Source organism: Pseudomonas sp. FG43 (genome assembly GCF_057809175.1).
Map to the genome: position 1 here is coordinate 1 of NZ_JBMDJL010000033.1, position 25821 is coordinate 25821.

Annotated in this window: 25 protein-coding genes and 1 tRNA gene; 13 read left to right on the forward strand and 13 right to left on the reverse strand. The window is 52.0% G+C overall.

Annotation, left to right across the window (positions count from 1 at the left end):
* Positions 1-97 precede the first annotated feature (97 nt).
* Positions 98-577, reverse strand: coding sequence for an outer membrane protein assembly factor BamE domain-containing protein (gene bamE / locus ACODS3_RS25975; RefSeq protein WP_201018086.1), 480 nt, complete (start codon positions 575-577; stop codon positions 98-100).
* Positions 578-899: 322 nt separating this feature from the next.
* On the opposite strand from bamE, the gene mgtE reads away from it, so the two are divergent.
* Positions 900-2342 (forward strand): magnesium transporter, encoded by a 1443-nt coding sequence (gene mgtE / locus ACODS3_RS25980; RefSeq protein WP_201003408.1) that lies wholly within the window; start codon positions 900-902, stop codon positions 2340-2342.
* Positions 2343-2404: 62 nt separating this feature from the next.
* Here the strand turns inward: mgtE and ACODS3_RS25985 are convergent, their stop codons facing one another.
* From ACODS3_RS25985 to ACODS3_RS26000, 4 genes are all read right to left on the reverse strand, one after another.
* Positions 2405-3484 (reverse strand): polyamine ABC transporter substrate-binding protein, encoded by a 1080-nt coding sequence (locus ACODS3_RS25985; protein WP_489036900.1) that lies wholly within the window; start codon positions 3482-3484, stop codon positions 2405-2407.
* Positions 3485-3673: 189 nt separating this feature from the next.
* The gene (locus tag ACODS3_RS25990) at positions 3674-4000 is read right to left on the reverse strand and encodes an Arc family DNA-binding protein (protein WP_002554423.1); all 327 of its coding nucleotides are present in this window, start codon (positions 3998-4000) and stop codon (positions 3674-3676) included.
* 440 nt (positions 4001-4440) lie between these two features.
* Positions 4441-4626 (reverse strand): PA3371 family protein, encoded by a 186-nt coding sequence (locus ACODS3_RS25995; RefSeq protein ID WP_489036903.1) that lies wholly within the window; start codon positions 4624-4626, stop codon positions 4441-4443.
* A 36-nt stretch (positions 4627-4662) separates the two neighbouring features.
* Positions 4663-5163: a hypothetical protein gene (locus tag ACODS3_RS26000; protein WP_489036904.1), complete on the reverse strand. Its 501-nt coding sequence runs from the start codon at positions 5161-5163 to the stop codon at positions 4663-4665.
* 41 nt (positions 5164-5204) lie between these two features.
* Here ACODS3_RS26000 and ACODS3_RS26005 point away from each other — a divergent pair.
* The 4 genes from ACODS3_RS26005 (at position 5205) to ACODS3_RS26020 (ending at position 9457) form a co-directional block, all read left to right on the forward strand.
* Positions 5205-5281 (forward strand) — tRNA-Arg (locus ACODS3_RS26005).
* A 172-nt stretch (positions 5282-5453) separates the two neighbouring features.
* A protein-coding gene (locus ACODS3_RS26010; RefSeq protein WP_489036906.1) for an IS3 family transposase occupies positions 5454-6616 on the forward strand; the annotation gives its coding sequence in 2 pieces (ribosomal slippage) (positions 5454-5709 and positions 5709-6616; 1164 coding nt in all).
* Positions 6617-7241: 625 nt separating this feature from the next.
* Positions 7242-7760 carry a BRO-N domain-containing protein gene (locus tag ACODS3_RS26015; protein WP_201017833.1) on the forward strand — a complete coding sequence of 173 codons (519 nt, stop codon included), beginning with the start codon at positions 7242-7244 and terminating at the stop codon, positions 7758-7760.
* Positions 7761-8629: 869 nt separating this feature from the next.
* On the forward strand, positions 8630-9457 hold the full coding sequence (locus ACODS3_RS26020) for a pentapeptide repeat-containing protein (RefSeq protein WP_489036913.1): 828 nt from the start codon (positions 8630-8632) through the stop codon (positions 9455-9457).
* A 195-nt stretch (positions 9458-9652) separates the two neighbouring features.
* Here ACODS3_RS26020 and ACODS3_RS26025 read toward each other — a convergent pair whose 3' ends face one another.
* The 4 genes from ACODS3_RS26025 to ACODS3_RS26040 all read right to left on the reverse strand — a co-directional run bounded on the left by ACODS3_RS26025 (position 9653) and on the right by ACODS3_RS26040 (position 14912).
* Positions 9653-10561 (reverse strand): hypothetical protein, encoded by a 909-nt coding sequence (locus tag ACODS3_RS26025; RefSeq protein ID WP_489036915.1) that lies wholly within the window; start codon positions 10559-10561, stop codon positions 9653-9655.
* Between the two features lie 164 nt (positions 10562-10725).
* Positions 10726-13059 carry an AAA family ATPase gene (locus ACODS3_RS26030; protein ID WP_489036917.1) on the reverse strand — a complete coding sequence of 778 codons (2334 nt, stop codon included), beginning with the start codon at positions 13057-13059 and terminating at the stop codon, positions 10726-10728.
* Positions 13034-13699, reverse strand: a complete 666-nt coding sequence (locus tag ACODS3_RS26035) for an ABC-three component system middle component 1 (RefSeq protein ID WP_489036919.1) — start codon at positions 13697-13699, stop codon at positions 13034-13036. The genes ACODS3_RS26030 and ACODS3_RS26035 overlap by 26 nt, the downstream gene beginning before the upstream one ends.
* Positions 13680-14912: an ABC-three component system protein gene (locus ACODS3_RS26040; RefSeq protein ID WP_489036921.1), complete on the reverse strand. Its 1233-nt coding sequence runs from the start codon at positions 14910-14912 to the stop codon at positions 13680-13682. The genes ACODS3_RS26035 and ACODS3_RS26040 overlap by 20 nt, the downstream gene beginning before the upstream one ends.
* A gap of 313 nt (positions 14913-15225) precedes the next feature.
* On the opposite strand from ACODS3_RS26040, the gene ACODS3_RS26045 reads away from it, so the two are divergent.
* Genes ACODS3_RS26045 through ACODS3_RS26055 form a run of 3 tightly spaced genes read left to right on the forward strand, consistent with a single transcriptional unit; the run spans position 15226 to position 18460 of the window.
* Complete coding sequence (locus ACODS3_RS26045) at positions 15226-16029, forward strand: hypothetical protein (protein ID WP_489036923.1); 804 nt, start codon at positions 15226-15228, stop codon at positions 16027-16029.
* A gap of 53 nt (positions 16030-16082) precedes the next feature.
* Positions 16083-17531: a hypothetical protein gene (locus ACODS3_RS26050; protein ID WP_489036925.1), complete on the forward strand. Its 1449-nt coding sequence runs from the start codon at positions 16083-16085 to the stop codon at positions 17529-17531.
* Positions 17528-18460 carry a hypothetical protein gene (locus ACODS3_RS26055; RefSeq protein ID WP_489036927.1) on the forward strand — a complete coding sequence of 311 codons (933 nt, stop codon included), beginning with the start codon at positions 17528-17530 and terminating at the stop codon, positions 18458-18460. The genes ACODS3_RS26050 and ACODS3_RS26055 overlap by 4 nt, the downstream gene beginning before the upstream one ends.
* A gap of 18 nt (positions 18461-18478) precedes the next feature.
* Here ACODS3_RS26055 and sfnG read toward each other — a convergent pair whose 3' ends face one another.
* Both sfnG and ACODS3_RS26065 read right to left on the reverse strand, forming a co-directional pair.
* Entirely contained in the window at positions 18479-19606 is a 1128-nt protein-coding gene (gene sfnG, locus ACODS3_RS26060) for a dimethylsulfone monooxygenase SfnG (RefSeq protein ID WP_489036929.1), read from the reverse strand.
* 182 nt (positions 19607-19788) lie between these two features.
* The gene (locus tag ACODS3_RS26065; protein WP_489036930.1) at positions 19789-20691 is read right to left on the reverse strand and encodes a LysR family transcriptional regulator; all 903 of its coding nucleotides are present in this window, start codon (positions 20689-20691) and stop codon (positions 19789-19791) included.
* Between the two features lie 114 nt (positions 20692-20805).
* Here ACODS3_RS26065 and ACODS3_RS26070 point away from each other — a divergent pair, with 114 nt between their 5' ends.
* Both ACODS3_RS26070 and ACODS3_RS26075 read left to right on the forward strand, forming a co-directional pair.
* Positions 20806-21234: a VOC family protein gene (locus tag ACODS3_RS26070; protein ID WP_201017829.1), complete on the forward strand. Its 429-nt coding sequence runs from the start codon at positions 20806-20808 to the stop codon at positions 21232-21234.
* Positions 21231-21818: a glutathione S-transferase family protein gene (locus ACODS3_RS26075; RefSeq protein WP_201017828.1), complete on the forward strand. Its 588-nt coding sequence runs from the start codon at positions 21231-21233 to the stop codon at positions 21816-21818. Before ACODS3_RS26070 ends, ACODS3_RS26075 begins: the two co-directional genes overlap by 4 nt.
* Here the strand turns inward: ACODS3_RS26075 and ACODS3_RS26080 are convergent.
* Complete coding sequence (locus ACODS3_RS26080; protein ID WP_489036932.1) at positions 21800-22732, reverse strand: LysR family transcriptional regulator; 933 nt, start codon at positions 22730-22732, stop codon at positions 21800-21802. The two genes, ACODS3_RS26075 and ACODS3_RS26080, sit on opposite strands and share 19 nt — an antisense overlap.
* A 128-nt stretch (positions 22733-22860) precedes the next feature.
* Between ACODS3_RS26080 and ACODS3_RS26085 the strand changes: the two genes are divergently transcribed.
* Both ACODS3_RS26085 and ACODS3_RS26090 read left to right on the forward strand, forming a co-directional pair.
* The gene (locus ACODS3_RS26085) at positions 22861-23124 is read left to right on the forward strand and encodes a DUF2798 domain-containing protein (protein ID WP_489036934.1); all 264 of its coding nucleotides are present in this window, start codon (positions 22861-22863) and stop codon (positions 23122-23124) included.
* 189 nt (positions 23125-23313) lie between these two features.
* On the forward strand, positions 23314-23844 hold the full coding sequence (locus ACODS3_RS26090; protein WP_489036936.1) for a glyoxalase superfamily protein: 531 nt from the start codon (positions 23314-23316) through the stop codon (positions 23842-23844).
* Positions 23845-23854: 10 nt separating this feature from the next.
* On the opposite strand, the gene ACODS3_RS26095 is transcribed toward ACODS3_RS26090, so the two are convergent.
* Positions 23855-24745 carry a LysR family transcriptional regulator gene (locus tag ACODS3_RS26095; protein ID WP_304576156.1) on the reverse strand — a complete coding sequence of 297 codons (891 nt, stop codon included), beginning with the start codon at positions 24743-24745 and terminating at the stop codon, positions 23855-23857.
* Between the two features lie 141 nt (positions 24746-24886).
* Here ACODS3_RS26095 and ACODS3_RS26100 point away from each other — a divergent pair, with 141 nt between their 5' ends.
* A complete protein-coding gene (locus tag ACODS3_RS26100; protein WP_201017824.1) occupies positions 24887-25771 on the forward strand; it encodes an arginase family protein in 885 nt (294 codons plus the stop codon).
* Positions 25772-25821 lie beyond the last annotated feature (50 nt).

Sequence of the window (25821 nt, forward strand, 5' to 3'; positions counted from 1 at the left end):
AGTACTCGGCTACGAACCGAGCGGTCACAGGTTCGAATCCTGTCGAGTGCACCATACATCAGAAAGCCCACATCGAAAGATGTGGGCTTTTTGCTTTCTAGCGTTTTCCTTTCACGCATCCGTTCTCATCGAATGTCACATTGTTGCTGCGACCATTTTTCAGTTGGTAGGTGTAGCGCAGTTCTCCGTTGCGGTTGGTGATCTTGTCCGGGCGGCCCAGCAGGCTTTCAACGTCGCGCTTTGTCATGCCCGGCGGTGTACGCTGATTGATAACGGCTTGCCGGCGCTGTGCTGCGCTCAGTCGATTACCGCAGCCATCGTCTTGCTGGCCTACCACCACGATTTCCTTGCTGGCTTTATTGTTTCGCCTGTCTGCGCCAGGAAGAAGGGGCGTGATGCTTCCCGGAGGCGCATTGAAGGCTTCTTGCGGCTGACTGTTTTGCCCGGCCGGGCAGCCCAGAGTGGTAAAGAGGATTCTTCCGGACGGGTCTTCACATCGCTGAACAGTATTGGCTTCTGTGTAAAGTGGCAGGCAGAGCAGGTTGCTCCATAAGAAAATGCGGGGCGTGATACGCATTGCCGAGTCCTCCATGACGTGCCAGGCCATCCTAGTGGTGGTCTTTCCCATGGGCGAGCGTGTTTTCTTCGCTGAATGTAACGTCGTAACCCTGTCTGTTCGCAAAACATTCAGGTTTGTCTCGCAAGCGCCTGTTCTAGCCTGAATTTTCTCGCGTGCGATCCGCCCAAAGCGGTGTATCATTGCGCCCGTCAGCCCCGCCGGGGCTTGTGGAATACCTCCATGGACTTACCCAGTAGTTACTCAATAGCTCGTTTCACCAATCAAGAATCAACTGATTGATCCTCCCGGCGTGCTCCGCTGCTGGGAGTGGAGTTCGCCTATGACTGAAATAGAAGTTAAAAAAACGCAGGAAAGCTTGCAGGATCGCCTTGCCCAAGTGGTCGATCTGTTGCAGCGTCAGCGTGTGGTCGAAGACCTGATCCACCGCCAGGAAGGTCAAAATCAGGATCGCGTAGAAAACCTCGTTCATCGTCAGAACCTTGTCGAGCTGCAACGCAAGCTCGATGATCTGCACTCTGCGGACGTCGCTTACATCCTCGAGGCATTGCCTCTTGAGGAGCGCCTGACCGTCTGGCAACTGGTCAAGGCAGAGCGCGACGGCGATATCCTCCTTGAAGTGTCCGATTCCGTCCGGGAAACCCTGATCGCCGACATGGATGATCACGAGTTGCTGGCGGCGGCCAAGGAGATGGACGCCGACGAACTCGCAGACCTGGCTCCCGAACTGCCTCGCGATGTCGTTCACGAACTGATGGAAGCGCTGGACGTCCAGCAGCGTGAGCGTGTCCGTTCTGCGCTCTCCTACGACGAGGAGCAGGTCGGTGCGCTGATGGACTTCGAGATGGTGACGATCCGCGAGGATGTCAGCCTGGAAGTCGTATTGCGTTACCTGCGGCGCTTGAAGGAGCTGCCGAGCCATACCGACAAACTGTTTGTGGTCGATTACGACGGCGTGCTCAAGGGCGTGCTCCCGATCAAGCGTCTGCTGGTCAATGATCCGGACAAGCAGGTCGGCGAAGTCATGGCTGACGACCCTGTCAGCTTCCACCCGGAAGACGATGCCTACGATGCCGCACAGGCTTTCGAGCGTTATGACCTGATTTCCACGCCGGTGGTCGACAAGAGCGGCAAGCTGATTGGCCGTTTGACCATCGACGAAATGGTTGACCTGATTCGTGAGGAGAGCGAGAGCGAAGTCCTCAACATGGCGGGTTTGCGTGAAGAGGAAGATATCTTCGCTTCGGTATGGCGCTCGCTGCGTAACCGCTGGGCCTGGCTGGCGATCAACCTGATTACAGCGTTCCTGGCTTCGCGTGTCATCGGCCTGTTCGAGGGCTCGATCGAGAAGCTTGTGGCTCTTGCGGCGCTGATGCCGATTGTGGCCGGTATCGGCGGCAACTCCGGGAACCAGACCATTACCATGATCGTTCGCGCCATGGCGCTGGACCAGGTCAGTACCGGCAATACCACGCGCTTGCTGCGCAAGGAGCTGGCGGTCGCTTTGCTCAATGGTCTGATATGGGGCGGGGTGATCGGTGTTGTGGCCTATATGCTCTATGACAGTTGGTCGCTGGGCGTGGTCATGACGGCTGCAATGACGCTCAACCTGCTGCTGGCTGCTTTTATGGGGGTCTTGATCCCTATGACGCTTGCACGTCTTGGCCGCGATCCAGCCATGGGTGCCAGCGTCATGATTACTGCGATGACGGACAGTGGCGGTTTCTTTATTTTCCTGGGGCTGGCAACCATTTTTCTGCTTTGATCGCTTTCACCATAAAAAACCGCCTGTTCAGGCGGTTTTTTGTTTTGGGGCTGCAAAGGTAGTCACTGTCTTTCTTTGACTTCCTTCCATGTGCGTAGCCTCAGCGCGTCAATGTCGGCAGGCGTCGCTTGCTGGACGAACAGGGTGCCAAGGGTTTCCTCATCGGGGTAGATTCTGGGGTCGTTGCGTACTGCTGCGTCCACCAGTGCCTCGGACTTCTCGTTTCCGTTCGCATAATGCAAGTAGTTGGAGATGCCCGCGATTACCTTCGGCGTGAGCAGGTAGTTCATAAAGACGTAGGCGGCTTTTTCGTCAGGTGCATCGACGGGCATGGCGATCATGTCAAACCACATCGGAGCGCCTTCCCTGGGGATGACGTAGTCGATTTTGATGCCGTTGCCTGCCTCCTGAGCGTTGCGCTCCGCCAGCATGACATCTCCTGAATAGCCGACCGCGACGCAGATCTTGCCACTGGCCAGATCCGTAATGTACTGGGTCGAGTTGAAATAGCGCACGTAGGGTCGGATCGCCAGCAAGGCAGCTTTTGCCTTGGTGTAATCCTCGGTTTTTTCGCTGTGGGGTGGCAGGTTCAGATAGTTGAGCGCAATGGGCACTATGCTGGGGGCGCTGTCGATAAAGGCTACGCCGCATGCAGCCAGCTTTTTAATGTTCTCGGGCTTGAAGATCAAGTCCCAGGAATTGAGTGGCGCATCCTTGCCCAGAACAGCCTTGACCTTGGCCGCGTCATAGCCGATGCCGGTGGTCCCCCATAGATAGGGAAAGGCGTGCTCGTTGCCTGGGTCGATGCCTCTGAGCGCCTTGAGCAGAACCGGATTGAGGTTTTTCCAGTTGGATAGCTGGCTTTTGTCCAGCTTCTTCAAGTCCCCACGCTGAATCTGGCCAGCCACGAAGTGGCTCGACGGCACCACAATATCGTAACCGGAGTTTCTCGCCTTGAGCTTTTCGTCCAGGGCATCGTTACCGTCGTAGGTGTCATAGGTGGCTTCAATGCCGGTGTCTTTCTGGAAGTTTTTCAGCGTGTCCGGTGCGAAGTAATCCTCCCAGTTGAACACCTTGACGGTCTGGGCTGTCTGGCTCATTGATGCAACCAGCATCAGGGGGACGAAGACTTTACCGAGCATTTTGTGGCTCCTCGCATGACTTGATAATCGCGATGCACGGGAAAACCATCGCCTCAGGAGCCGTGACCAGGAAAAGCATTGGCTGAGATGTCTACATTATAAGAAAGAGTCTTATAAGTATTGGGGAAAAGTACTACGGCAAAAAAAAGCCAGCTTTCGCTGGCTTGAATGCTTTTTTTCACTGATTTCTTACGACTCTTCTGAAGCAAGTTCCGTGTCGTGAGCAATCAGGGACACCAGAGCGTTCTGCTGGCGGTGTGAGAGTTGACGAAAACGTTGCAGCAACTCGCGTTCGTGCAGGGACAGCTCAGGACTATCAAGGCGCAGACTTGGCTCATCACCAAGAGCTCCTTCCTGAATCAGGCTCTGTTCGAGTCGAGCAATGATTTCCGAGTTCATGCTGCGATGGTGGTTTTTGGCTACCTCTTGCACGCGATTACGCATGCCGTCTGGTAGGCGAACGACGAACTTGTCAGCCGTGCGGCTGGAATAAGTAGCCTGTTTCATAGGGCTCATATATTTAACCGGTTAGTTCAGGGGGAGCGGTTTCGCAAGTGGCCGCAAGATTGTCAATGTAGGACAGTCCTTTTGGCCAAATGTTCAACCGAGTTATCCAAAGGGCGCGGCATCATGCCCTATTACGTCGAATCCTTGGCGTCAATTCTGTGACAAATATTGACTCAGATAAAGGCGTTTAGCCAGCACCAATTATCAGAATTGCGAGCAGATTTGCAAAGCTTGCCAATTCCAGCCCATCCGGGTGACACGACGAACGCCTGACTACTTTTTGCCATGATGGCTATCTGTCTTCAGCGTAGATGGTTATTCACAAGAATACGAAAGATGCCGACGGGCGTGTCATGGCGGGAGAAGGCGAGGGTAGGCTGAGAGGCCGATGACCTAGTCAGCAGTGGCTTGAGCCCTGTTGACCAGTACAACCATCAGCGGATATTCAGTCAGCGTAGAACCGGATCGAACTTGAAGCGACGCCCGATGACCATGGCCGCAACGAAGAGGCTGACAAACAGCCCTGCGGCAATTTTGGAGGCGGAATTCAATGCATGCGCCTGCTCGGGGAGGAGAAGATCAGCGGCAACAGCCATCAGTGCCAGGATCATGAATGACAATGCGGGTTTTGACATGGCTACTCTCTCGTGAAGGTGGGCTATGTGACGATCTCAGAAGATCCAACGCTCTTCAGCACGATTTGGCAGCGGGGCTTCCTTGACCTCATGACCCAGCGTAGCTGCATTGACGCTTCTGTCACTCATGATGGCCAATTGAGGGGCCTTGCGAACCAGCTCATATGATTGAGGTTGCGTGCCGATCTTGTCATCGTGAATGCGGGTATCCTGAAAATGAAATGCCACCAGAGCCACCAGAGCTACTGCATTCAACACTGAGAGAGTCATGTTCATTTTCAGGTACCTTGCGTGGAGTATCGTCACTGGTACTGATAATGCAGCCTGCATGCCAGATTTATTTTGAATAAAAATCCTTATAAAACAATGGCTTGTGATTGTTTTAAAGCGATTAAACATTGCGTTTTGCAATGATGGCTTTTTGGGGTAATGCAAAATGCACGACCGCGCCTGCAAGCGCTCTACGCCGGGATGTGGACTACGATTATCGAAGGCAATGACGACATGACAAAATCCCTCCATGCCGTTAACATGCACGCCGTCCTCGCTGGCACCGTTCGGTGTGCTGGCAACTCAGTGTCTCAGTAGCTCAATTGGATAGAGCATCCCCCTCCTAAGGGGAAGGTTGGCAGTTCGAACCTGCCCTGGGACACCAATATGATCAGGTGGTTAGCTGGATTTCCCGATAGCTCCTCGATTGAGTTTTCTCTCAAGTCTCCACTTCTCTGAGTGTTCGGTATTGAGTCAACTTTTCAAGGGAATCTGTAGTGGTCTAATGAAACCGGACACCCATTTAGGCGAGAATGCTCGCCATATAGAGGTGTCTGATGACCAAACAACGCCGTACCTTTTCAGCTGAATTCAAACGCGAGGCCGCAGGCCTCGTGCTAGATCAAGGCTATAGCTATATCGAAGCCTGCCGCTCGCTCGGCGTTGTCGAGTCCGCTCTGCGTCGCTGGGTCAACCAGCTCCAGCAGGAGCGCAATGGCGTAACACCTCAGAGCAAAGCCCTGACGCCCGAGCAGCAGAAAATCCAGGAACTGGAAACTCGGATTGCCCGTCTTGAGCGGGAGAAAACCATTTTAAAAAAGGCTACCGCGCTCTTGATGTCGGAAGAGCACGAGCGTACGCGTTGATTGATCAACTCAGTGCTCGTGAGTCGGTCGAGTTGCTGTGCGAAGCCTTTGAAGTACCGCGCTCGTGCTACTACGAGCATCGTCGCAGACACCGGGCTCCGAACGTTGAGCGGGTTAGATTGCGCAGTCGAGTCAACAAACTGTTTACGCAAAGTCGAAGCTCTGCCGGCAGTCGCAGTATCGTTTCGATGATGCAAGAAGATGGCGAGCAGATCGGCCGGTTCAAGGCGCGCGGCCTGATGCGAGAACTGGGGTTGATCAGCAAACAACCGGGTTCGCATGCCTATAAAAAGGCAACAGTGGAGCGACCAGACATTCAGAATATCCTGAACCAAAAATTCGATGTGCCCGCGCCCAATCAGATCTGGTGTGGCGACATTACTTACATCTGGGCACAAGGGAAATGGCATTACCTGGCCGTGGTCATGGACCTATTCGCGCGCCGAGTGGTGGGTTGGGCGTTGTCGAGCAAACCGGATTCAGACTTGGTGATCAAGGCGCTGGACATGGCCTATGAGCAGCGCGGAAAGCCTCAAGGCCTGCTGTTTCACTCCGACCAAGGCTCGCAATACGGCAGTCGCCATTTTCGCCAGAGACTTTGGAGATACCGCATCCATCAGAGTATGAGTCGCCGAGGTAATTGCTACGACAACTCGCCGATGGAACGTGTTTTCCGGAGCCTGAAAACAGAGTGGGTACCGACCGTTGGCTACATGACGGCCCAGGAGGCTCAACGCGATATCAGTCATTATCTGATGCATCGCTACAACTGGATTCGGCCACACCAGTTCAATAACGGACTGCCACCAGCTCAGTCCGAAAAAAGACTTAACGTCGTGTCCGGGATCAGTTGACCACTACAATCGGATTCTTCTGGCCGATTTTTGAAATTGATGCTTAGGCCGTTCTCTCTACCTGCGTAATTGAATCCCAATTGAAAAGTCATTGTGTATTTCAACTGATCCCCAGCGTCGGATTTGGCCCGCGCGCTTCGTAAAAATGATAAATGTGGCCTGTGGTGGCGACAGGCCAAAATCGGGCACGACAGTTCGGCAATCCTGCGCGGGGCTCGACTGATTTTGTCCTTATCCCTAGGTGGTTGCTACAAAATCATCCGCAATTTCCTCTCCCCCGCAGTCCCAAAGCCATCTCCACCCCGAGCATCTTCCCTTTCCCTTGAACGAAATTTCCTAGAAAATCCCGACCCCTTGCGTGTGTCAGTTGCGGCATTTAATGTGCCGCGTCGCTGCAAAATCAGCGGCCGGGTTTAGCGATCCGAACCTTACACTCGCAATCAGCTCATGCTGCCTTATGCCTTTCAGGTTTGAGGCCGTGTCATGGCGGCTGTGCGTCGGAGATCTTCGGGTCTGCCGGTGTGTGCGAGTAAAAGACCGGTTCGCTAACCTTCGCACAGCTGCCACCCTTCATTCGTTTAGCGACGTCTGCGGCAGCTCTTTTCTCATAAGGAGCTTTCACACCATGGACCTTCCATATCCTTCACCTCCCTGCACCGATCATTTCGAGCCAACCGTTTTCATCCGTCACCACCGTATGCTGCGTGCTGTCATGCGCGATACCCAAGTCTGGTTTCCCTTGTCGGATCTGGCACGTCTGATGGGCAAGCAACTGGACGAGCGCGCCACACTCAAACTCGATGCCGACCAACGCCACACAGCCTGGCTGTTGACCCACGGGCAGTGGGAAAAATGCCTGATGATCAGCGAGTCGGGTGTTTTTGCGTTGCTGGTGCATCACTACGTACCGGAAAACCGTGCACTGCGCCGTTGGCTGGTTCAGGAGGTGTTGCCGGTTTTCGAGGTTCCCAAGGTAGATTCCAGCGATCAACCTCAGCGATATGAGATGCGCTGGCAGGGCAATGTCTTGGGGACATTGCAATGGCATGGGGAGTTATGGGTGAGGTTGCGTGATATGCCGGAATTGGTTCAGGTGCAGCCAGATGCGGTCAGAGAATCCTGGTGGCGCCGGTTGGTTGCCTGAAGCAATTCGTTTTCTGCGTGATGTGAGTTTGATCGTTCCGGTTGGGCGGGGCGATCAATATGAGGTCAGGGAAGGTCGGCGACACTGCTTGGGCCCTTGAGCATCGACAGATCAAGAGCCCTCTCAGTGACAGGCACCCGGCCTTGTCCTACCGCGTTTACTTCTCCGACTTGCCGACTCCTCACCAGCGGGGCCATCGCCTGAGCGGGCCCCGGATTGGATTGGCGTTACTCATCCCACCAGGTTTTCATTACACGCTGAATGACCGCCCTGAATAACTCTCTGAACAAGGCACGTGCCGCCTGCTCTGCCAGCCACTGTCCCACCGATTTTAGCCCTTGCATTGATTACTCCTCATCAGTTTGATTTCAGTAAACGCACCTTCGTCGGAAGGTCGATACTTCCCGCTGCTCATTGAGTTGCGTGGATGTGGCTAATGATGAGCTCTTGTAAAGAGGGCTTTGAGGTGGGGTTTGCATCGTTTTCACGCTCCGGCTGTTCGCTTTGTCGCACCAGTGGATAGCACGAAAACAGCTCATGGGTTATGGGCGAGTTGCGCGCTTAACAGGGCAGAACGGGCGAAAATGCCCTCAATATGCGATGCATCGTCCGACTTTTAGCAAATAGCGCTGCGTGTCGAGCAAATAACATTAAGGCTCTGCTGCAGCCTAGTAGGCCCGATTCGGGCTGGCCCCGTTAGATGGCGGGCTTGACGACCACCTGGTTTTTTTTGACTATGTGTCTGCGCCAATGACGGTGGCGTTCAGCCCTAGCTAGGAAAAGCCTCTGCACCGTTGCTTCACCTCTCCATGCCACCTTGAATGGTCTGCTGATACTAGGGCTTAGCGTTGACCGTGAGAGGCTAGGCCATGAGATTTCCTGATACCCCTTCGCTGTCCGCTTTCAAATCAGATGCTACCGTGCTCCTCAGTGATTTTCGGAGCGGCTGCCCTTCGGCCTTGGAAAGAGCGATACGCGCTCAAGTAATCAGCTCAGCGCCCGCTAACCGCGCCCTTTGCCTGCGTTTGATCGCGAGAGAATATGGCCAGACTTACAAGGAAATTGTCGCGAGAGATCGGATGATTTCCCGGTACGCTGATCACTGTTTTTCTGAAGGTTTCTGGCGGCAACCCTATGAAGGCGTGTTCCGTAGAGCGCGGTTTCTGCTGCAGTTCGAGGCTCTGGTTGAGTGCCTCCGCGACCGAGTCCCGCTTGCAGCTGCTGCCCACAAGCGTGGTGTGGACTTCAGCGGGTTCCATTTCAGCTCATTGCTGTTCGACAGGATAAATCGCGTTCTCACACGGAAGAAGGTGCCTGATATGAGCTATCTGCAGGCTCCTGGAAGCCTGATTCACTATGACTGGTTTCAGGATGTGAAAAAGGCTAGTCACGCGAATTTCCGAAACGCGAAGTTCTACACAGTCACCGGCGACCCAGTCATTCAGCCGGGGGCTTACGGATGGGAGACAGACTTTGACTACGCAGATTTGCGAGGAGTAGACCTTCGTGGTGCTTACTTGAGAAGAGCTACTTTCGTGGGGGCCAAGATGGATGGAGCTGATCTGCGCAACGCCAATATCAACGAATGCATTTTCACTGGTGCGAGTGGGGCGTTCGTGAGTGGTGAAATCCTCTATCACAACTGGGACATGGGCCCTAGGGGCGTCGAACCGTGGAATCCTGAAGATGTTGAGTAGATAGACGGTATAGTGGAATTTTGCAAGAGCGCCCGGTGTAAGAACCGGGCGCTTCCGGGGGACGCTTATTCACGATTTGAAATGACTAGCCTTAACTATCAATCCTTGATGTTTGCCGATTACACCATATAAAAGTACATAAGTATTTGATCATCTATGGTTGAATGGCTATTACTGTCACAGATTAAGGCTGTACTAATCTAAAGGGCGGCTTAGGTCGGCAAAAAGAGCTGGGAGCATGTTGTCTTCATCTACGGCTTCAATGAAGCTTGTGGCTTGTGCCAGTATCTGAAATCTTTGAATTAGTTTGATTAACTGATTTGCGAAATTTTTATTTTGTTTGTTAACGCTTGGTCTTTCAAAGAAAATGCTCTGCTCATAAGAGGGATTGCGATTGGCTAATTGTATAAATTCTTGTGTTCCTTGGATTGAGTCAAATCTACGGTCGTAGTATGCGTAGTGTTCAAAGTTGTTGTTGCCTGTCTCCAAGAATGCCGACAACAGCAACGAGTCCTTAGGCTCGCCATTTGGAAGCAATGTGCTTTGGAGCTTAAGTCGTAACATTTCAATCGCATTTAGGATGTATGGTTGCAAGCTGTATCTATTTGACTTTGTTTGTGGGTGTAAAGTTGTTTTTGCGAAAAAATGGAGTGTTAAAACCTTTACGTATGCGTCGCAAATGGCATCCAGCGGCTCAGTTTTTTTCTCTAGCTCAAACCAAATGTTTAAATCGATTATGTCTAGTTGTCTTTGTAATGCGTCTGAAAACTTCGGTGCGGTTTGTTTTGCCTCTAGGCTGATGTCGCCGAGATATTTTGAATCTATTGTTTCGCAGTAATCTTCGTAGTGAAGGGTTAAAGTGCTATAGCTATTCATTAAGGACTCGACACGAGTATCTTGGGCGAGTTCTCTGAGGGCTTGGATTATCGGTGCCGGGTCGAAACAAACAGTAGTGTGATTGACATACTTAATGCCAATGTGGCTGATCAGACTATTGACGAAGCCACTTCGGGGTAGGAAACGACCATCTGGTGATCGATGGAATATTTCTCCGGGGCTAAAAGGTAGTTGTTCACCCACTCGGAATATCGATTGTCCTGACATCTTGATCCCTTTTCCATATCCTTGATATAGAGTTTTGCCTACCTTTGAGTGTACCTAAATTTCGCTGTACCTCCGAGAGCATTCTCATTAAAGCTAGCGCATAGCTGTGAATGAAGCGAGATCCCTGTGGCCACCCAGCCTCACCAGGTAGCCACAGGCGGCGCTTACGAGGCCTCTTTCGCTAGCAGCTGCATATTGAGCGAGCTTGTGGTCAAACCTGCCCTATCGAAGCGGTAGCGCATGTAGGCCGAGATATCCTCTTCATGCGACGATACGACTAGCTGGCAATGCTTGAGCTCGCAACGGAGCAGGTCGGTCAGCGAGGCGACGTTCACTTCGTCCAAAGATTGTGACGGGTCATCAATCAGAATGAGCGGTACCCGAGCGTAAACCTTGTTGAGTGAAAGGAAGAATGCGAGGCTCAATGCAGAAACCTGGCCAGAGCTCATAGACATGACTGCGTCGTGTTCAGACTTTTCAGCGGTTAGGAACCTCAACTGCGTACCCTCACGGCTCTCAATGAATAGACCTAGGCCACGCTGGTAGTTCTGGATTAACCGGCCACTGTAGATGTGGAATATGAGCTCAATTGCCGAAATTGTCTGATCGGTATAATTCTGCTCCGTCTTCTTCAGTGTGGTGCGGAGCTTTTCAACTTTGGCCTGAGCCTTTTGGGCAGCAAGGGTTTCTTTCTGTATGAGCTTAAGGTCGCCAATACAGTTCTGAAGTCTAGAGCTCTGAGCCTCGTTAGCTTTAATCGATATGTACTGCTCCTTACCATTCAAGTCTTCTATCGTGATAATGTAAAAGTCCTGCAGGTCTTTGAAGGCGCTTTTTGTTGTTTCTCTCCAGTCTTCAGGCAGCGCTAAGGCGTCTGCTTCGACCTGTTTTTTGCTTCTTAGGGCTTCTTTCAGCTTTTCAAGACGTTCATTTATGATGTCATCAACGTCCGTGAACGAGCCGGTTGGCTGAATGTTTTCGCGTTGCAGGTTTTCCAGGAGCTGAGTTATGGCTGGTAGGCGAAGTTTGATTTTTGTGAGTGCTGCATGAAGTTTTTGATCAAATGTGGGCGAAAGATTTTTTAGGTCGGCTTGTATATCAGTATCGATGAGGCCGAGTTCGGCATCCATTGTTGCGATGAGTTTTATTAAGTCCTTACCATCCTGGCTCAGTGAGTCAGATATTTGCTTGGCCCGCTCTGCAATGGCATCCACCATTGATTTATGGTCTTCCCAGTCAGTACCACACAGAGGGCATAGCTGATCATCTGGATAAGACTTTTTGTGTTCCTCGAGGAGCTGCCGTTTCAGTCTTTCCAATTCCGCTACGACGTTAGCATTGGTACTGCTTTTCTCCTGCAGATTGTTTCGGGATTTAATTTGTGACTCAAACCACTTAAGACGTCCCTCAGCCCACTTTGGCAGCGATTGGGCCTCTTCGAGCTTGATGACTGTAGCACCGCGTTTGATGATACCTGCGGCACGTTCCAGGTCATCTATCTTTTTCTTGATAGCTTCAAGCGCATCGAGCTTGCCAAGATCTTTGCCAAATTGAGCCAGTCTTTTCAAAGACTCTTCGTTGCGATCAATGTCGGTATCGATAGTTTCGTTGTGGACTCTAGTTCTGATTGTGGATTTGAGTGGTAAAAGATCGATTATCTTACGAACTGATTCTTGATAAGTTGTATGGTCTACTGCCGAATAGGTTGAAAACAGTATTTCCCTATCCCAAGCTGGTTGGATATCAGTCGTTGAAATCTTTTTATACTCAATAACTCCAGTCTGTGCCTGCAGTGCTCCTCGCAGGGTGTTAATTTCTTCTGTTAGCGATTCAGCCTGTGCCTTTCGCTCAGGATCATTGATGCGTTTTGATAGCTTGTTGTATATGGTTGTGCAGTTATCGATCTCGGATTCGATATCGCTAATGTTAAAGAGATTTCCTAGCTTGTCCTTTCTTTCGTCTACTCTAGTATGTAGTAGTCGATTTTGACCCTGTTCAAGATAGTTAAGGAAAGAAAAGTTTTCCCTGAAATTCTTTCCAAAAATCTCGTCGAGGAAGTTGTTGTCTCGCTGATTGGGCTTTGTGAAGTCGAGTGATTTGAATTCAGGGAGTTCGTAGAGTTTAAAGTTTTCATACTTGTCAGCCCGGTTATTTGCCGGTTTTTTGAATATTGCTACCGGACAATGCCGGGCTAAAACAAGCTTCCGGTCAATGGTAGAAAATTCAATTTTGATGTAGAGATCATTCTCGCCCGAACGGTTGTTCCAGAAAAGGTTGTCTGCATAGTCCCTCTTGTTTCTCGTTAATAACGTAGAAAATAGATTCTGTATGCGGTTGATCTGGCCTGTAAGTAGCAGTTCGATTGCGTCAAATATGCTGGTTTTACCATAGCCATTCGGGCCATCCAGGGTTAGCAAGTATGAGTCGCCAAGATCCAAGGAAATGTGCTTGAATGCTTTGAAGCTAGAAACTTCAATCTTGGATATTTTCCATTTCATTGCGAATCATTTCCTTGATAAATTCGTCGGCGTTCTTGTCGGTTACTTGTTGGATTATCGCATACGTATCGTTTAGGCCAGTTTTTGCAACGGCCTCAACGGCTTGTAAACGTAAGGACACAAGATTTCCTTCGCGGCTAGGTAGCTCTAAGAACGGGAGTTTGATAAAGGTCTTGGCGGCGAAGCTGTACTGTGTAGCAGCTAGAGGGTTCTCTTTATAATCGAGAAACTCTTTTTTATCAGCGATTACTGTGACAAGTTTGTCGTAAGTAAAGTTGGTAAGAGCGCTTTCCTCTGCAATGCTGTAGTAGAGGACATACTTTTTATAAAAATGCGGATCTTCCTCAATGGCGAAGATTTCTTCTTCGTGATCCTTGAACTCTGGGAGGACGTCAAGGCGATGAATACAGATCAAATCGCAGTTCTTCTTGAAGCTCGGATTTTTTGTAAAAGACTCGGGAGCAAGGTGGTTGATTCTGGTATTGAGTTCGGCTGGATCTAGGAGGTCGTCCAGAGTATGGAGGACTGCGAACCTGATGGCTGATTCTGTTTTGCGAACATAAAAGTTTGTGTGGTCTACTTTGTGCTCACTTACAAAGCCATGTGCAACAAGTGCTTCATCAATTAGTTGCTTTATCATTCAGTCGGCCCTCCGCGTCGTCTTTAGTTATCACGCTAATGCATAGCGACTTGGTGATGTTGCTTTCAATTTTTTTCGTGACCTGTTTGTCGTCTAGGTCGTCGGAGTTTGTGAATTTAGTATTGAATGTGAATGAGGCTTCTGACTTGCTTGCAATCAGATGGTTGTATTCAAATAGCAGCCTCAGCAGATCCCCGTTGTTCTTCATCTCACGGATCATGTCAGATTCACACTCTTCGCTTTCGTCGATGTCAAGAGCGGTGGGTACGTAAAATCTGTTTTCGCTGTCAAGATAATGAGGAAGATGGCTAAAGATGGGGTCTGCCGAAATGGCTTGGATGAGCTTGGTGTAACGCCTGATGTCGTTCGTTTGAATATCTTGAAACTGCTCGGAGGGCTTCATCATCTGGCATAAAGTTTTTAGTTCATTGATGTGTGTTTCTCGAATGTGCTCACACAGGCGTAGTGCCCTCTGGTAGGTGGCGTCATTCATTGTTGGGAGAGCCTGATCCAGCCGCTCTTCTAGGTGGGTTTGTAGTCTGGCCTTCAATTGGACTGCATAGTAGTCCCGATTCTGGTAGGGGTTTTCTGTCAGTAGTTCTTCTAAAATGCTACTGGCCGTTATTCGGCCCTCGTATGCCGCTTTGTCTTCCGAAATTCCATCTACTTGGTTTAGCTTGTGGTTGTGTACAGCTTTAGTGCTGATCTTTTCTGAAAGTAAGCAATAGTTAAAATTTAAGAGATTCTCACCTGCGGTTATGGACTGCTGCTCACATATTTTTCCTATAAGCTCTTTGGTTAGTCCTTCAATTTCGCCAAGACCGCAGTAATGATTGTTACCGTAGCGATAGAATTTTACTGTCTCTCCGCTAGCGCCTGTGTGGTCTTCGATATTGTTTAGCGGCACAGATACGTGGAAGTAGCGAGTCGTGCCTTTGATCTTGTCATGTTCGATGAGTGTAGATTGCTCGAGCGCTGTGCTGTAGCCGCTGCGATATTTGCTTATTTTCGCTTTTACTTGATGGGCTGTGTGCAATTTCCCATTTTTATAAATAGCGAAATCGTCGCTACTGTCTAGCTGAAGCTCAAAGTCCAAGTCGCCATCGTGGATGAGCTTGAGGGAGTGATACAGTGCGATCTTCCCTTGATAGACGAAGCCACTCCAAGAGGACACCGCGCTAGCTGGGTATTTCTCATCATCTTCTTGACTCACATGAACTCCTTTCAAAAGAATGCCGAAGTGCTGGTTGGCAGAATAATATCACGGCCATTCAGCGCCCTTGTAGATCCGATTTAATGTCAGTTTTTGATCCAAGAGACGACATAAATTTGTCGTCAGAAAATAGTCTGTTGAATCGATTCAGTGTAGAAAAAGTCTGCTCCAAACTGTAGTAGAGGTAGTAATAGCTTCTACATCCCAGTTTAGGTCGCGCCGTGATGGCCTTGTGCCCCGATATTCAGCACAATAGTAGGCATGGCCCGTAAGCAAACGAGGCTCCCCACCATCGATGCAACAGGAACGCTGCATGATTGAACGTGTCCTCGACTGGCGTGATCGTCGAGCTTGGCTCAACGCCATCCCTAGGTATGCGAGCCAGGTGCTCACACCTTCGATACGTCAGCACATCGAAGCCTCTCGGCCCGAGTGTTGGTCGGATGACTTCCAATGGCTACCGAACCAACAGGAGGTGTTGCCAGCTTTCAGCGAAAAGCTGTGGAGTTACTACTCCCATGCCAAGGCATTTCATGGATGTCGGCCTGAAAGCCTGGCCACCTATTTTGAGGAGGGTCTTCGAGGGCAGGAGCCTGAGCGGATCTTACAAACCTTTCGTCGGTTGTATTCCGATGTCCCTACGGCTGCTCTAAACAGAGCGATCCGTTTGATGGGCGAGCGGCGGGGTGACGAACGTGGCTCCATCTGGCTCTCCACTGACGACAAGCAAATGATTCGGGATCACGGCCACTACATCATTAGTGGAAGCGAGTATCTACTGGCACTTGCTGCGAATATCCATGTCGAGGACACATGGGAGGATGACTACCGACTCAGGCTTCGGGACGTGGGCATTCCAACCATCCTTGAAGTTGACATCCCCGTTGAACTGATCCCCGCCAGAGAGCGTCTGTCTGGAGCAAAGGTAATTCTCTCCCATTGGGGGCAACGGCGAGCCAGGAGGCTCTTGGGTAGTTCGTCGTCACCTGGCAGGCTGAGCTGCAACCTCCCGCCATCGTCGATCAAGGCTCATTATCATCCTGCTAGAGTAAAAGATTTCCATACTCCGTTTGGGGTGTATATAAATAAGAAACTAAGTTGTGATGTGTGCGCCTGAGATTCATGATTTTTTAGTTGGCTTGCTTTTGGCGTATTATTAAAGGATTTTATATGCCTACTATCGTTGGGCTTCGAATTGAAGAAAGACTGCTGGAACTGATTACTCCGGTCACTGAGCAGGTCGGTAGGATTTTTGATGTGGACTCGGTAAGCCTGATTTTGGGAAAGAACGGATCGGGGAAGACACGCCTGCTCAATTTGATTGCCGAAGCGGTGTCTGCACCTGGTAGAGGAGATACCAAAGTCTATGTCAGAGATAGACGTGGTGATGTCTATACCTTGTCTAATCACGAAAACGATTTTTGTGCGATCTACTATTCTGGCTTGCCCTACAAACGTAAAATGAGTCGCAGGGTCGGGCTGATTGATGCCTCTCCTCAGAACAAGAATACTGACAGACTAGGCGAGGAGCATGGGCGAATGGCCCAGCTTGGAGAGATTGCCAAGGCGCTGGGTGAAAATACTCAGCTTACAGCTACGCTCTCATTCTCGAAAAATGTTTATCGAGCAATTTTTATCCCCGCACTTAAGCAGCGTGTGCGCCATATAATGCATGCCTCACTTAAAGATTTAGTCACTAAGCTTAAAAGCTATGAGTCAACTCGACTCAAGGAAGCGAGTGATTTCAGAAGCCTGGACGATGAATTAGAAAACTGCCTTAAGTCCATCGTTGCTTTGTTGGATGCTTACATGCTGAGTCATTTCCCTTGTGGCGAGCGTATTCATCATCTTGCGGTCGTAGAATATTTGCAGGGTAACAGGGAAGGGGAGAGTGTCGACTACGCTCTCTCATTGTTAGCTTATTTGGGAATCATACGTCGTTATGATTTTCAGGTGGGAATTGACCATATCCAAGAATTGGTTTCCCGTTGCTCCGAGGTGCTGAGAAATTATGGTTGCAACGTAAAGTTCACTGATCGTTCCGTTTCCTTTTTAATCGATGGCGTGGATCAGTTTGATGCTGTGCGTCAGTATAATACTCCCATAGTTATTCAATGGTCGTTACTCAGCTCTGGCCTTCAGGCTCTGATTGATCAATTCGCCCATATTGGTGATGCGATTGCCACAGCGGCGCAGAATGGGCGAGGCTCTGTATTGCTAATGATCGATGAGGGAGATGCTTATCTCCATCTTGATTGGCAGAGGAAGTATATTACGCTTGTGAATAAGTACCTTGGTGGACTCAAGAGGAAGTACGGCTTGAAAAGTCTGCAGGTTATCCTAGCGTCTCATTCACCACTTATTGCGGCTGATATTCCAGGTGTGTATGTAACCAATTTAGACTCCAGTGTGAGGGTAAAGACTTTCGGTGCACCAATCGAGGATGTGATAGCTGGATCATTTGAGTCGAATTCTCTTGGGGTTTTCGCAGCGACTAAGATCAACGAAATGTATGCGCGTGCCAAACTCAATAAGCTTACGAAGTCAGATTTGGTGCTAATAGGCGAAATTGGCGATGAGGCAATTCGCGCCGTCCTGCAGAGGGGGGGGCGGTCGTGATCATCAATATATCGGATGTTTGGGCGACAGCCGTTAATGATCATGCTGCATTCCTGGAGCAAGCCATTGACAATGGCTTGGCCAAGCTGGATAGCTCCATTGTTGAGGGGCAGGTAGCTAAATTCATTGCTGAGAATAGGCGGATTATTGTGTATGGGCAGCCAGCTGATTTGGCGCTCTGCATTCAAAATTTTCTGAAGGCCTTTAGTGGGCCTTTGCTTCGGGCCTGTGCGGTTGAGAAAATGAAGTTGGTGTTCGATTACAGTTCATTTTCGGAAAAATCCAACAGAGTCTGGACTGCTTATGACTTGTGTTCGCAGGCGCGGTACAAAGTCTGCTGTTATTGTCATATGATTGAGACCGGAACTTGTTTGCCTGATGAAGAAGTCAAAGGCTATCGTCCTCCTATCGATCATTATTACGGGAAGGCAGACTATCCATTTTTGGCCCTGTCCTTGTACAACTTTATTCCGTGCTGCGAGAAGTGCAATGGCCCTCAGATGAAAGGACAAATCGATTTCTCTGTGACGCCTCACCTCAATCCTCTATTTGATGAGGAGTCAATTGAGTTTTCACTTGGGCCGATAGCAGCGGCTGCTGATAAATTAGCTGAGTTCGCCAGTCTGACCTTGCCTAAAGATCAGTACAGGTTGGAGGTGTCCGCTGTCAAAAATCTTAACAGTTCAGGTGCCTCCATCAGAACCTTCCAACTGAAGCATCGCTACGGAACGTATTCTGAACGTGCTTATTACCTTGCAAAACGTGTTAGAGGGTTAGCGTCCAGGCGTCGATTCCATGATGATGAGCTTGATTTTAAAATTGAGCTTGAGGAACACTTGGAGTTCAAGCCTGATGAGTATAAAGGTGTCCCTTATGGGAAGGCTCGTGTCTGTGTGGCGAAGCAGTTTGGAGGTGATCTCCTCCCATAGTCCTATGCGGGGTCGCGGTTAAGGCTGGCGAGCTATTTTTTCGACTACGGCGGGAGCGGGTCTCGGGCACCCGTCAGCAACCCCCTCCAGCTCTCTCACCAACGGCAACACCCGCTCCCCAAAATACTCAACCTCTTCCTGAAAATGCAGAAACGCTGACAGCACCAGATCCACGCCTATCTCTTTCAGCTCGACGATACGTTCGGCAATCTGTTGGGGTGTACCAATAAGGTTGGTCTTGAAACCATCGTTGTACTGCACCAGATCGGCGAACGATGATTTGGCCCAGTTGCCTTCTCCCTCGGGGCTTGCCTTGCCTGCCTGTTTTGCAGCATCGCCGAAGGCATTCACGGCTTCCGGGTCGGCTTTGTCGATTATTTCCTGTAATACCGCTCGCGCTTCTTGCTCGGTGTCACGGGCGATGATGAAGGCGTTGACGCCGATCTTCACTGAATGCCCGTTGGCTGCGGCCTTTGCCCGAATATCGTCGACCTGCGCCTTGATGCCTTCCAAGGTGTTACCGTTGGTGAAATACCAGTCCGATACTCGTGCAGCCATGTCGCGTGCAGCCCGGGAACTGCCGCCTTGAAATATCTCGGGATGTGGACGCTGAATGGGTTTTGGCCGCAAGGTGTAGTCATGAAAGCGATAGAAGTCGCCCTTGAAGGTGAAGTTGTCAGTGGTCCAGATTCCTTTCAGCGCCTGGATGAACTCCTCCGAACGCCGGTAACGTTCGTCATGTTCCAGCCAGGGTTCCCCAATGGCCTGAAACTCACCCTTGAACCAGCCACTGACAATATTCACGGCAACCCTTCCGGCCGTGAGCTGGTCGATGGTCGCTAACTGTTTGGCTGCCACTGACGGCGTCCAGGGACCTGGCAAGATGGCTGCGATCACTTTCAACCTTTCGGTGGAAACCAGCAGTGCGTGACTGAATGCCACCGACTCATGCTGATTCTCCGCACCGTATCCGGCGGTAAAGCGGATCTGCGTCAGTGCGTATTCAAAGCCTGAGCGCTCTGCGATTTGCGCGAGTTTGCGGTTGTAGTCGATGTCCCAACTGGTGCGTTGTTCGATCTTGCTGACAACGAGCCCGCCGCTGACGTTAGGAACCCAGTAGGCGAACTTGATAGGCAAGTGGCTCATGATATATCTCCGAAAACGGCGAAGTGGATTGCCGTTTCGACAGTGCAGCATGTGTGCCACTGAGAATTGTCATGAATTACAGTGAGTTACGACTCACTGAAAATCTGGCCACTGATCTCTTTCAAATATAAATGCTGATGAGATGTTGCTGAGCAGACAGTCCAATAATGGCTAAATAGCCTCTATTCCCCACCCGGATCAGGCGTCAGCCTTTCCAGTTGCGGGCACGCCCATTCCACAAAGGCCCTCACTCGTGGCGATAGCTGCAAGGAGTGCGGGTAGACCAGTTGGATCGGTAAATCCATGGGTTCAAAATCCCGGAGAATCCTGACCAGTCGACCATCAGCCAGTTCATCCGCCACCTGATAATGCATCAACCGGGTAATGCCCACGCCCTGCACGCAAGCCTGGCTGGCAGCGCGAACCTGATTGCAGACCAGTCTCGGTACTATGTCTTCAACCAGTTCTTTTTCCTTGTGACGGAAGTACCAGTGTTTTCCCTGGAAGGCCAGGGTGATGCAGGAATGCTCCCGCAGCGATTGTGGGCTATCGATGGCGGGAGCGGCACGCAGGTAATCCGGGCTGGCGCAGGTGACGAGCCGGGTTGTGCCGACCTTGCGCGCGACCATGGCCGAGTCGGGAAGATGGCCGATGCGCAGGGCCAGATCGAGGCGTTCATCAAGTAAGGGGATGACCTGGTCGCTCAGGCTCAGCTCGGCTGCCATTTCCCCATGATCCTTGAGAAAAGCATTCACCAGCGGTGCCAGGTAGCGTTGCCCGAACTCGACGGGGGCCGTCAGTCGAAGCAGGCCGCGGGCGATGCCGTCCCGGGATTCAAGCCGTTGCTCCATGTCATTGAAGTCCGCGAGCATGCGGCGGCTCCAGGCCAGATATTCTTCGCCTTCATCGGTCAGAGCCATGCGTCGAGTGCTGCGGTTCAATAACCGGACCCCCAGATAACGCTCCAGAGCTGCCAGCGAGCGGACGAGGGAGGCGACCGATTGTCCAGTCACATCCGCCGCCGAACTCAGACTGCCGCTGTCGACGATCCGAACGAAATTGGCCATTGCCTTGAGCCTGTCCATTGCCACCTTTCGATTTGTGCGATTACTGCATAGGTCTTGTCAGGTCCGCGCCATAGGTGAAACGCGCAGCCCGGTGGAAACTTCAGGGATTGTTTTCAGCCGGAGTCGCAACCCATGAGCCAACGACCAAATCCCGCCCGGATTCTCGCATACGATCACATCGGAATTCGTGTCAGCGACCAGAATCGGTCGATGTCTTTTTATCAGGCACTCGGATTCAAGGAGACCGCACGTTTTCCGCTGTACGAAGCCAACGAAATGCTCAGCCCGGACGGCGTTCGTATCAATCTGATCTTCAACGGTGCTCGCGTCCCCGACTCTCACAACGTCCTGCTGGATGCTCCGGTGAAGCTTCCCGGCGTAACGCACCCTGCCTTTATTGTCGATGACCTCCAGGTATTTCAGGCCTGGCTGGGCGAGCAGGGGATCGTGATCACTCAGGGGCCGCATCACATCGGTCCCAGAAGAATCGCGCTTTTTATCCGCGACCCCGATGGCAATGTTCTTGAATTCAATCAACTCGTCGATGGAGAACCGAAATGAAACTGTACGACCTGGATGTATCTGGAAACTGCTACAAAGTGAGGCTTTTTGCTGCTCTGGCCAATATCGGGCTTGAAGTGGTTGCAGTCGATTTTCTGGGCGGAGAACACAAGAAGCCGCCGCTTTCAGACATGAATCCTCTTGCTCAGCTACCGGTTCTGGAGGACGGTTCGTACGTCATCCGCGACTCGCAGGCCATTCTGGTTTATCTCGCTGGCCAATACGGTGGTCTGGCCTGGTGGCCGGCTCATCCGCAAGGCCAGGCCGATATTGTCCAGTGGCTCTCGTTTGCCGGTAATGAGGTTCAGCACAGCCTTTGCGCTGCGCGACTGGTGCAGAAGTTTGGTGCGGAGCTGGACAAGGCGCAGGCTCTGGCGAAAGCGACCGTTGCCCTCTCGATACTCGACAGACACCTGGAAAACCACGACTGGCTTGCAATCGGCCGTCCCTCGATTGCCGATTGCGCGGTATACCCCTATGTCGTGCTTGCCCCTGAAGGCGGTGTGGATCTTGAACCCTATGTAAATGTTGCACGCTGGATCAAGCGGGTAGAGGCATTGCCAGGTTATCTGCCCAAGCCTTGAGCGGGTGTGCTTTGCAGTGCCTTTTCGAGAAACTCGATAAACGCCCGCACCTTTGTATTCAACGCCGAGCGCTCGGCAACGCACGCATAGATATCCATCGGCTCTGACTCTGCACTGGCAACGTTGCGGCTGTCAGGCTCGAACAGCGGCAGCAGGCGGCCGCTGTCGAGGTGCGGTTGGGCGATGAAGCTGGCGAGGCGGGCGATGCCGCCGCCATTGACGGCGATTTGCGCGAGCATGTCGATGTCGTCGCAGACAAAGCCGGGATTGACCTTCGCTTCGACACGTTTGCCGTTGACCATGAAGTTCCAGGGCAGGAAGCGCCCGTCGGTTGGGTAGCGAAAGACCAGGCAGGCATGTTGTTTCAGGTCTTCGATAGTGGTGGGCACGCCTGCATGGTCGAGATAGGCGGGCGATGCACAGAACACGAACGGGCGCGAAGCGATGCGTCGGGCAACCAGCCCGTCGCTCAGTTGCGCCTCGATGCGGATACTGACGTCGACACCTTCCAGGCGATGGTCGACGCGCCGGTCTGTGCTGATCAGCTCAATATCGATACGCGGATGTGCGGCTTTGAACGCAGGTATCAGCGGCGCAAGGACGTGGCGGCCAAATGCAGCGGTGGTGGCGATACACAGCGGCCCTTGAGGCTCGGTGGTGATGGTCGCGGCTTGTGAAGCAAGATCGATATCGCGGGGAATGTGGCGGACCTTCTCGAAATAGCGCATGCCGCTTTCGGTCAGCGCCATCCTGCGGGTGGTGCGCGAAAGCAGGCGCACGCCCAAATGAGTTTCAAGCCGCGTGATGCTCTGGCTGACGGCGGCTGCGCTCATCCCCTGGGCTCGGGCTGCCGCCGCGATGCTGCCGGTTTCCACGACGCGGATGTAGCTATTGATCAAACCCAGGATGTCCATCGGATACTTGTCATTCCATTCGTTGGTTTTACTTAATAATGATTCAAGTGCAGCACCTCTACTGGTGCGTATAACCGATTGTTAGCTTAACCGCTCTTCCACTACTCAAGGTTGACGAGGGTTAATCGATGACTGCCAGAACCAACAGCAATACTGCCCGATTTCGCTTCCCAAGCCGGGCGATGCCTTATGTCTTTGCTTTCTATATGGCAACCATCATGGCGTTTCTCATGTGCCTCGTGATCACCCTGGCCGAGTTCGGCATTGACGAACATTACATGGAAAATGTGATGAGTGCGTATCGCGTTGCAATGCCCTCTGCCTTCTTTTGTGTGATCGTCGTGCGTCCGATTGTTGCTCGGCTGGTCGCCTGGACCGTGCATGGTCATTGAGTAAATGCTCACGAAGCAACTTTCGCTCAGCGCAAGGCTTGGGTATTCTCGGCGCTGGCCGATGCTGCCCGCCGCTCGCTCCCGAAGGGAAGGTGAAAGCATTTCTTCATGTTCCGAACCCTGTCGTATTTCTCTACGGTCGAGTTTTGGCAACGCGAGCACCAGAATGCCTCGACTTCAGGAGGAACGATGTTTTCAATCGAGCAAGCCAAGCAGATGGCCAAGAGGCTGCGCGCCTCGCTGGCGGTGGGCAATCAAGAGCTGTCTCATTCGGCTGCACTTGAACTGGTCGCGCAGCAACTGGGTTACAAGGACTGGAACACGGCTTCGGCGCTACTCGCGCAGAGCACTCCCCAGCCTGCCATTACTTTCGAGAAGCCCATCCCGATATTGCGGATGTTCGACGAAACCAAGGCTCGCGAGTTCTACCTTGATTTCCTGGGTTTCAGTGTCGAATTCGAGCACCGATTCGAGGCGGACCTGCCACTTTACCTGGGCATCAGCCGGGATGGTCTGCAGCTTCACCTTTCCGAGCATCATGGCGATGCAAGCCCCGGCGCGACGATTTTTGTCCCCATGCACAATATCGAACGGCTTCGCGATGAATTACTTGCCAAGCGTTACGGATATGGTCGCCCGGATATTGTCGAGCAGGGCTGGGGGAAGGTTCTGGAAATACACGATCCGTTCGGTAACCGGATTCGTTTTTGTCAGAGTTGATATCGCCGGGTCACTCAGGCTGGCCCGCAAGCCGTTCGGATAGAAAGTCGATCAATGTCCTCAGCGCATGGGGCATGCGCTGACGTGACAGGTATACGGCATGGATGCCAAGCGTTTCGACCCGGGATTCGGGGAAGAGCCGGGTCAGGCGTTTCTCTCGAATGGCTTGTTCGGCAGCGAAGTGCGGCAGCATCGCGATGCCGGTTCCACTCAAGGCAGCACGCACAATGATGGATGCTTCGTTGGTGCTGAAATTACCGGTGACCGGCACCACGATGTTTTCGCCATTCACGTTGAAATGCCAGAGGTTGCGACCGTAATACGCATAGGTCAGGCAGTTATGAACCTGCAGGTCTCGCACGTCGCCCGGAGCACCGTATTTCTCCAGATAAGCCGGGCTGGCGCAGATGAATGAGCGTACCTGGCCCAGCTTTTTCGCGATCACGTTCGGGTCGAGGTGATTGGTCACCCGAATTGCCAGATCGACCCCGTCCTCAGCCAGGTTGGTAGTGCGATCCACGATCTGCAGATCAATGGTTACAGCAGGATAAAGCTGAAGAAACTCCATCAGCGCGTCGGTCAGGCAGTATTCCGCGAAGATTGAAGACGCTGTGACACGCAGTAACCCCTTTGGGGCGTTTTCCGTTTGTGTTGCCAGTGTGCTTACGTCCAGCGACAAGGCCACCAGGTTTTTGCAGGTGGGCAGCAGTTGTTCTCCTGCGGCGGTCAGGCTGAGTTTGCGTGTGGTCCTGTGCAGCAAGCGCGCTTCGGCCCATTCTTCCATCACGCCGATATAGCGAGTCGCCATGGCGCGGGACATGCCCAAGTGCATTGCTGCCGCCGAGATGCTGCCGCGTGCCACTGTTTCCAGAAATACCTTCGCTGCGGTTAGTCGATCCATATGCTCAATCTGTGCAACAAAGCGTCAACTATAAGCCTGTATATCTCCGTTTTGTAACTCAATAAAGTACAGCGACTCTCTTCGTGCCAGGCCATCGGCATCTTCCTGTGGCACTGCTGATCCCCATTCAAGGAAACGCCCATGTCTGCGCCCACCGACAAGACCTTGCGATTGCTATTCCCGCAATGGCAGGGCGGTAACAACCCTCCTTACCATTTCGGCTCTCGGCTTCTGGCCTGGCTGGCTCCGGAACACCGCGGTCCGGTCGAGGAGGTGCCTGTTGTGGAGCCGCACGAATCGCCGCTGCCGCTTGAAGACGGGATTGTTGGCCGCAACGCACTGCTTGATCAGTTGCACGCTGCACGAGCATTGATCGACAAACATCAACCTGATCGTCTTGTTGTATTGGGTGGCGACTGCCTTGTGGATCTGGCGCCTTTTGCCTATCTGAATGAGCGTTACGCGGGTGACCTGGCGGTGCTTTGGGTCGATGCCCATTCGGATATCATGACACCGCAACAGTTCCCCCATGCTCACGCGATGGTGCTCGGTAACCTGCTGGGCAACGGGGACCCTGACTTCGTCAAAGCGGTAGCCCGTCCCGTCAAGCCCGGTAATGTCATGTATGTTGGCCTGCATGACCCGAGCGAATGGGAAGCCGCCGAGATGCAGCGGCTGGGGCTGCAAAATGTTGGCCCCGAGCAACTGGCTCGACAAGGCAGCCAGCCTGTCATCGAGTGGTTTGAATCCACTGGCGCAAAGCACCTGGCAATCCACTTTGATCTTGACGCTCTGGACCCTGCCTTTTTTCGGGCTCTGCTGTTCGCCAGGCCTGACATTGCAGCGGGAACCTTCGATGGCGTTGCGCAGGGCGAACTGACGATCGAACAGGTCGTTCAGTTGCTGGGGGAAATGGCTGAAGTAGCTGATGTGGTGGGGCTGGGTATTGCCGAGCACCTGCCATGGGATGCGTTGGCCATGAAAAACATGCTTGCCAGGTTGCCATTGATTGGCAAGCCAGCCTGAATATATGGAAACAAGGAGTCACGCCTTATCGGCCTGACTCCCCGTTTTTC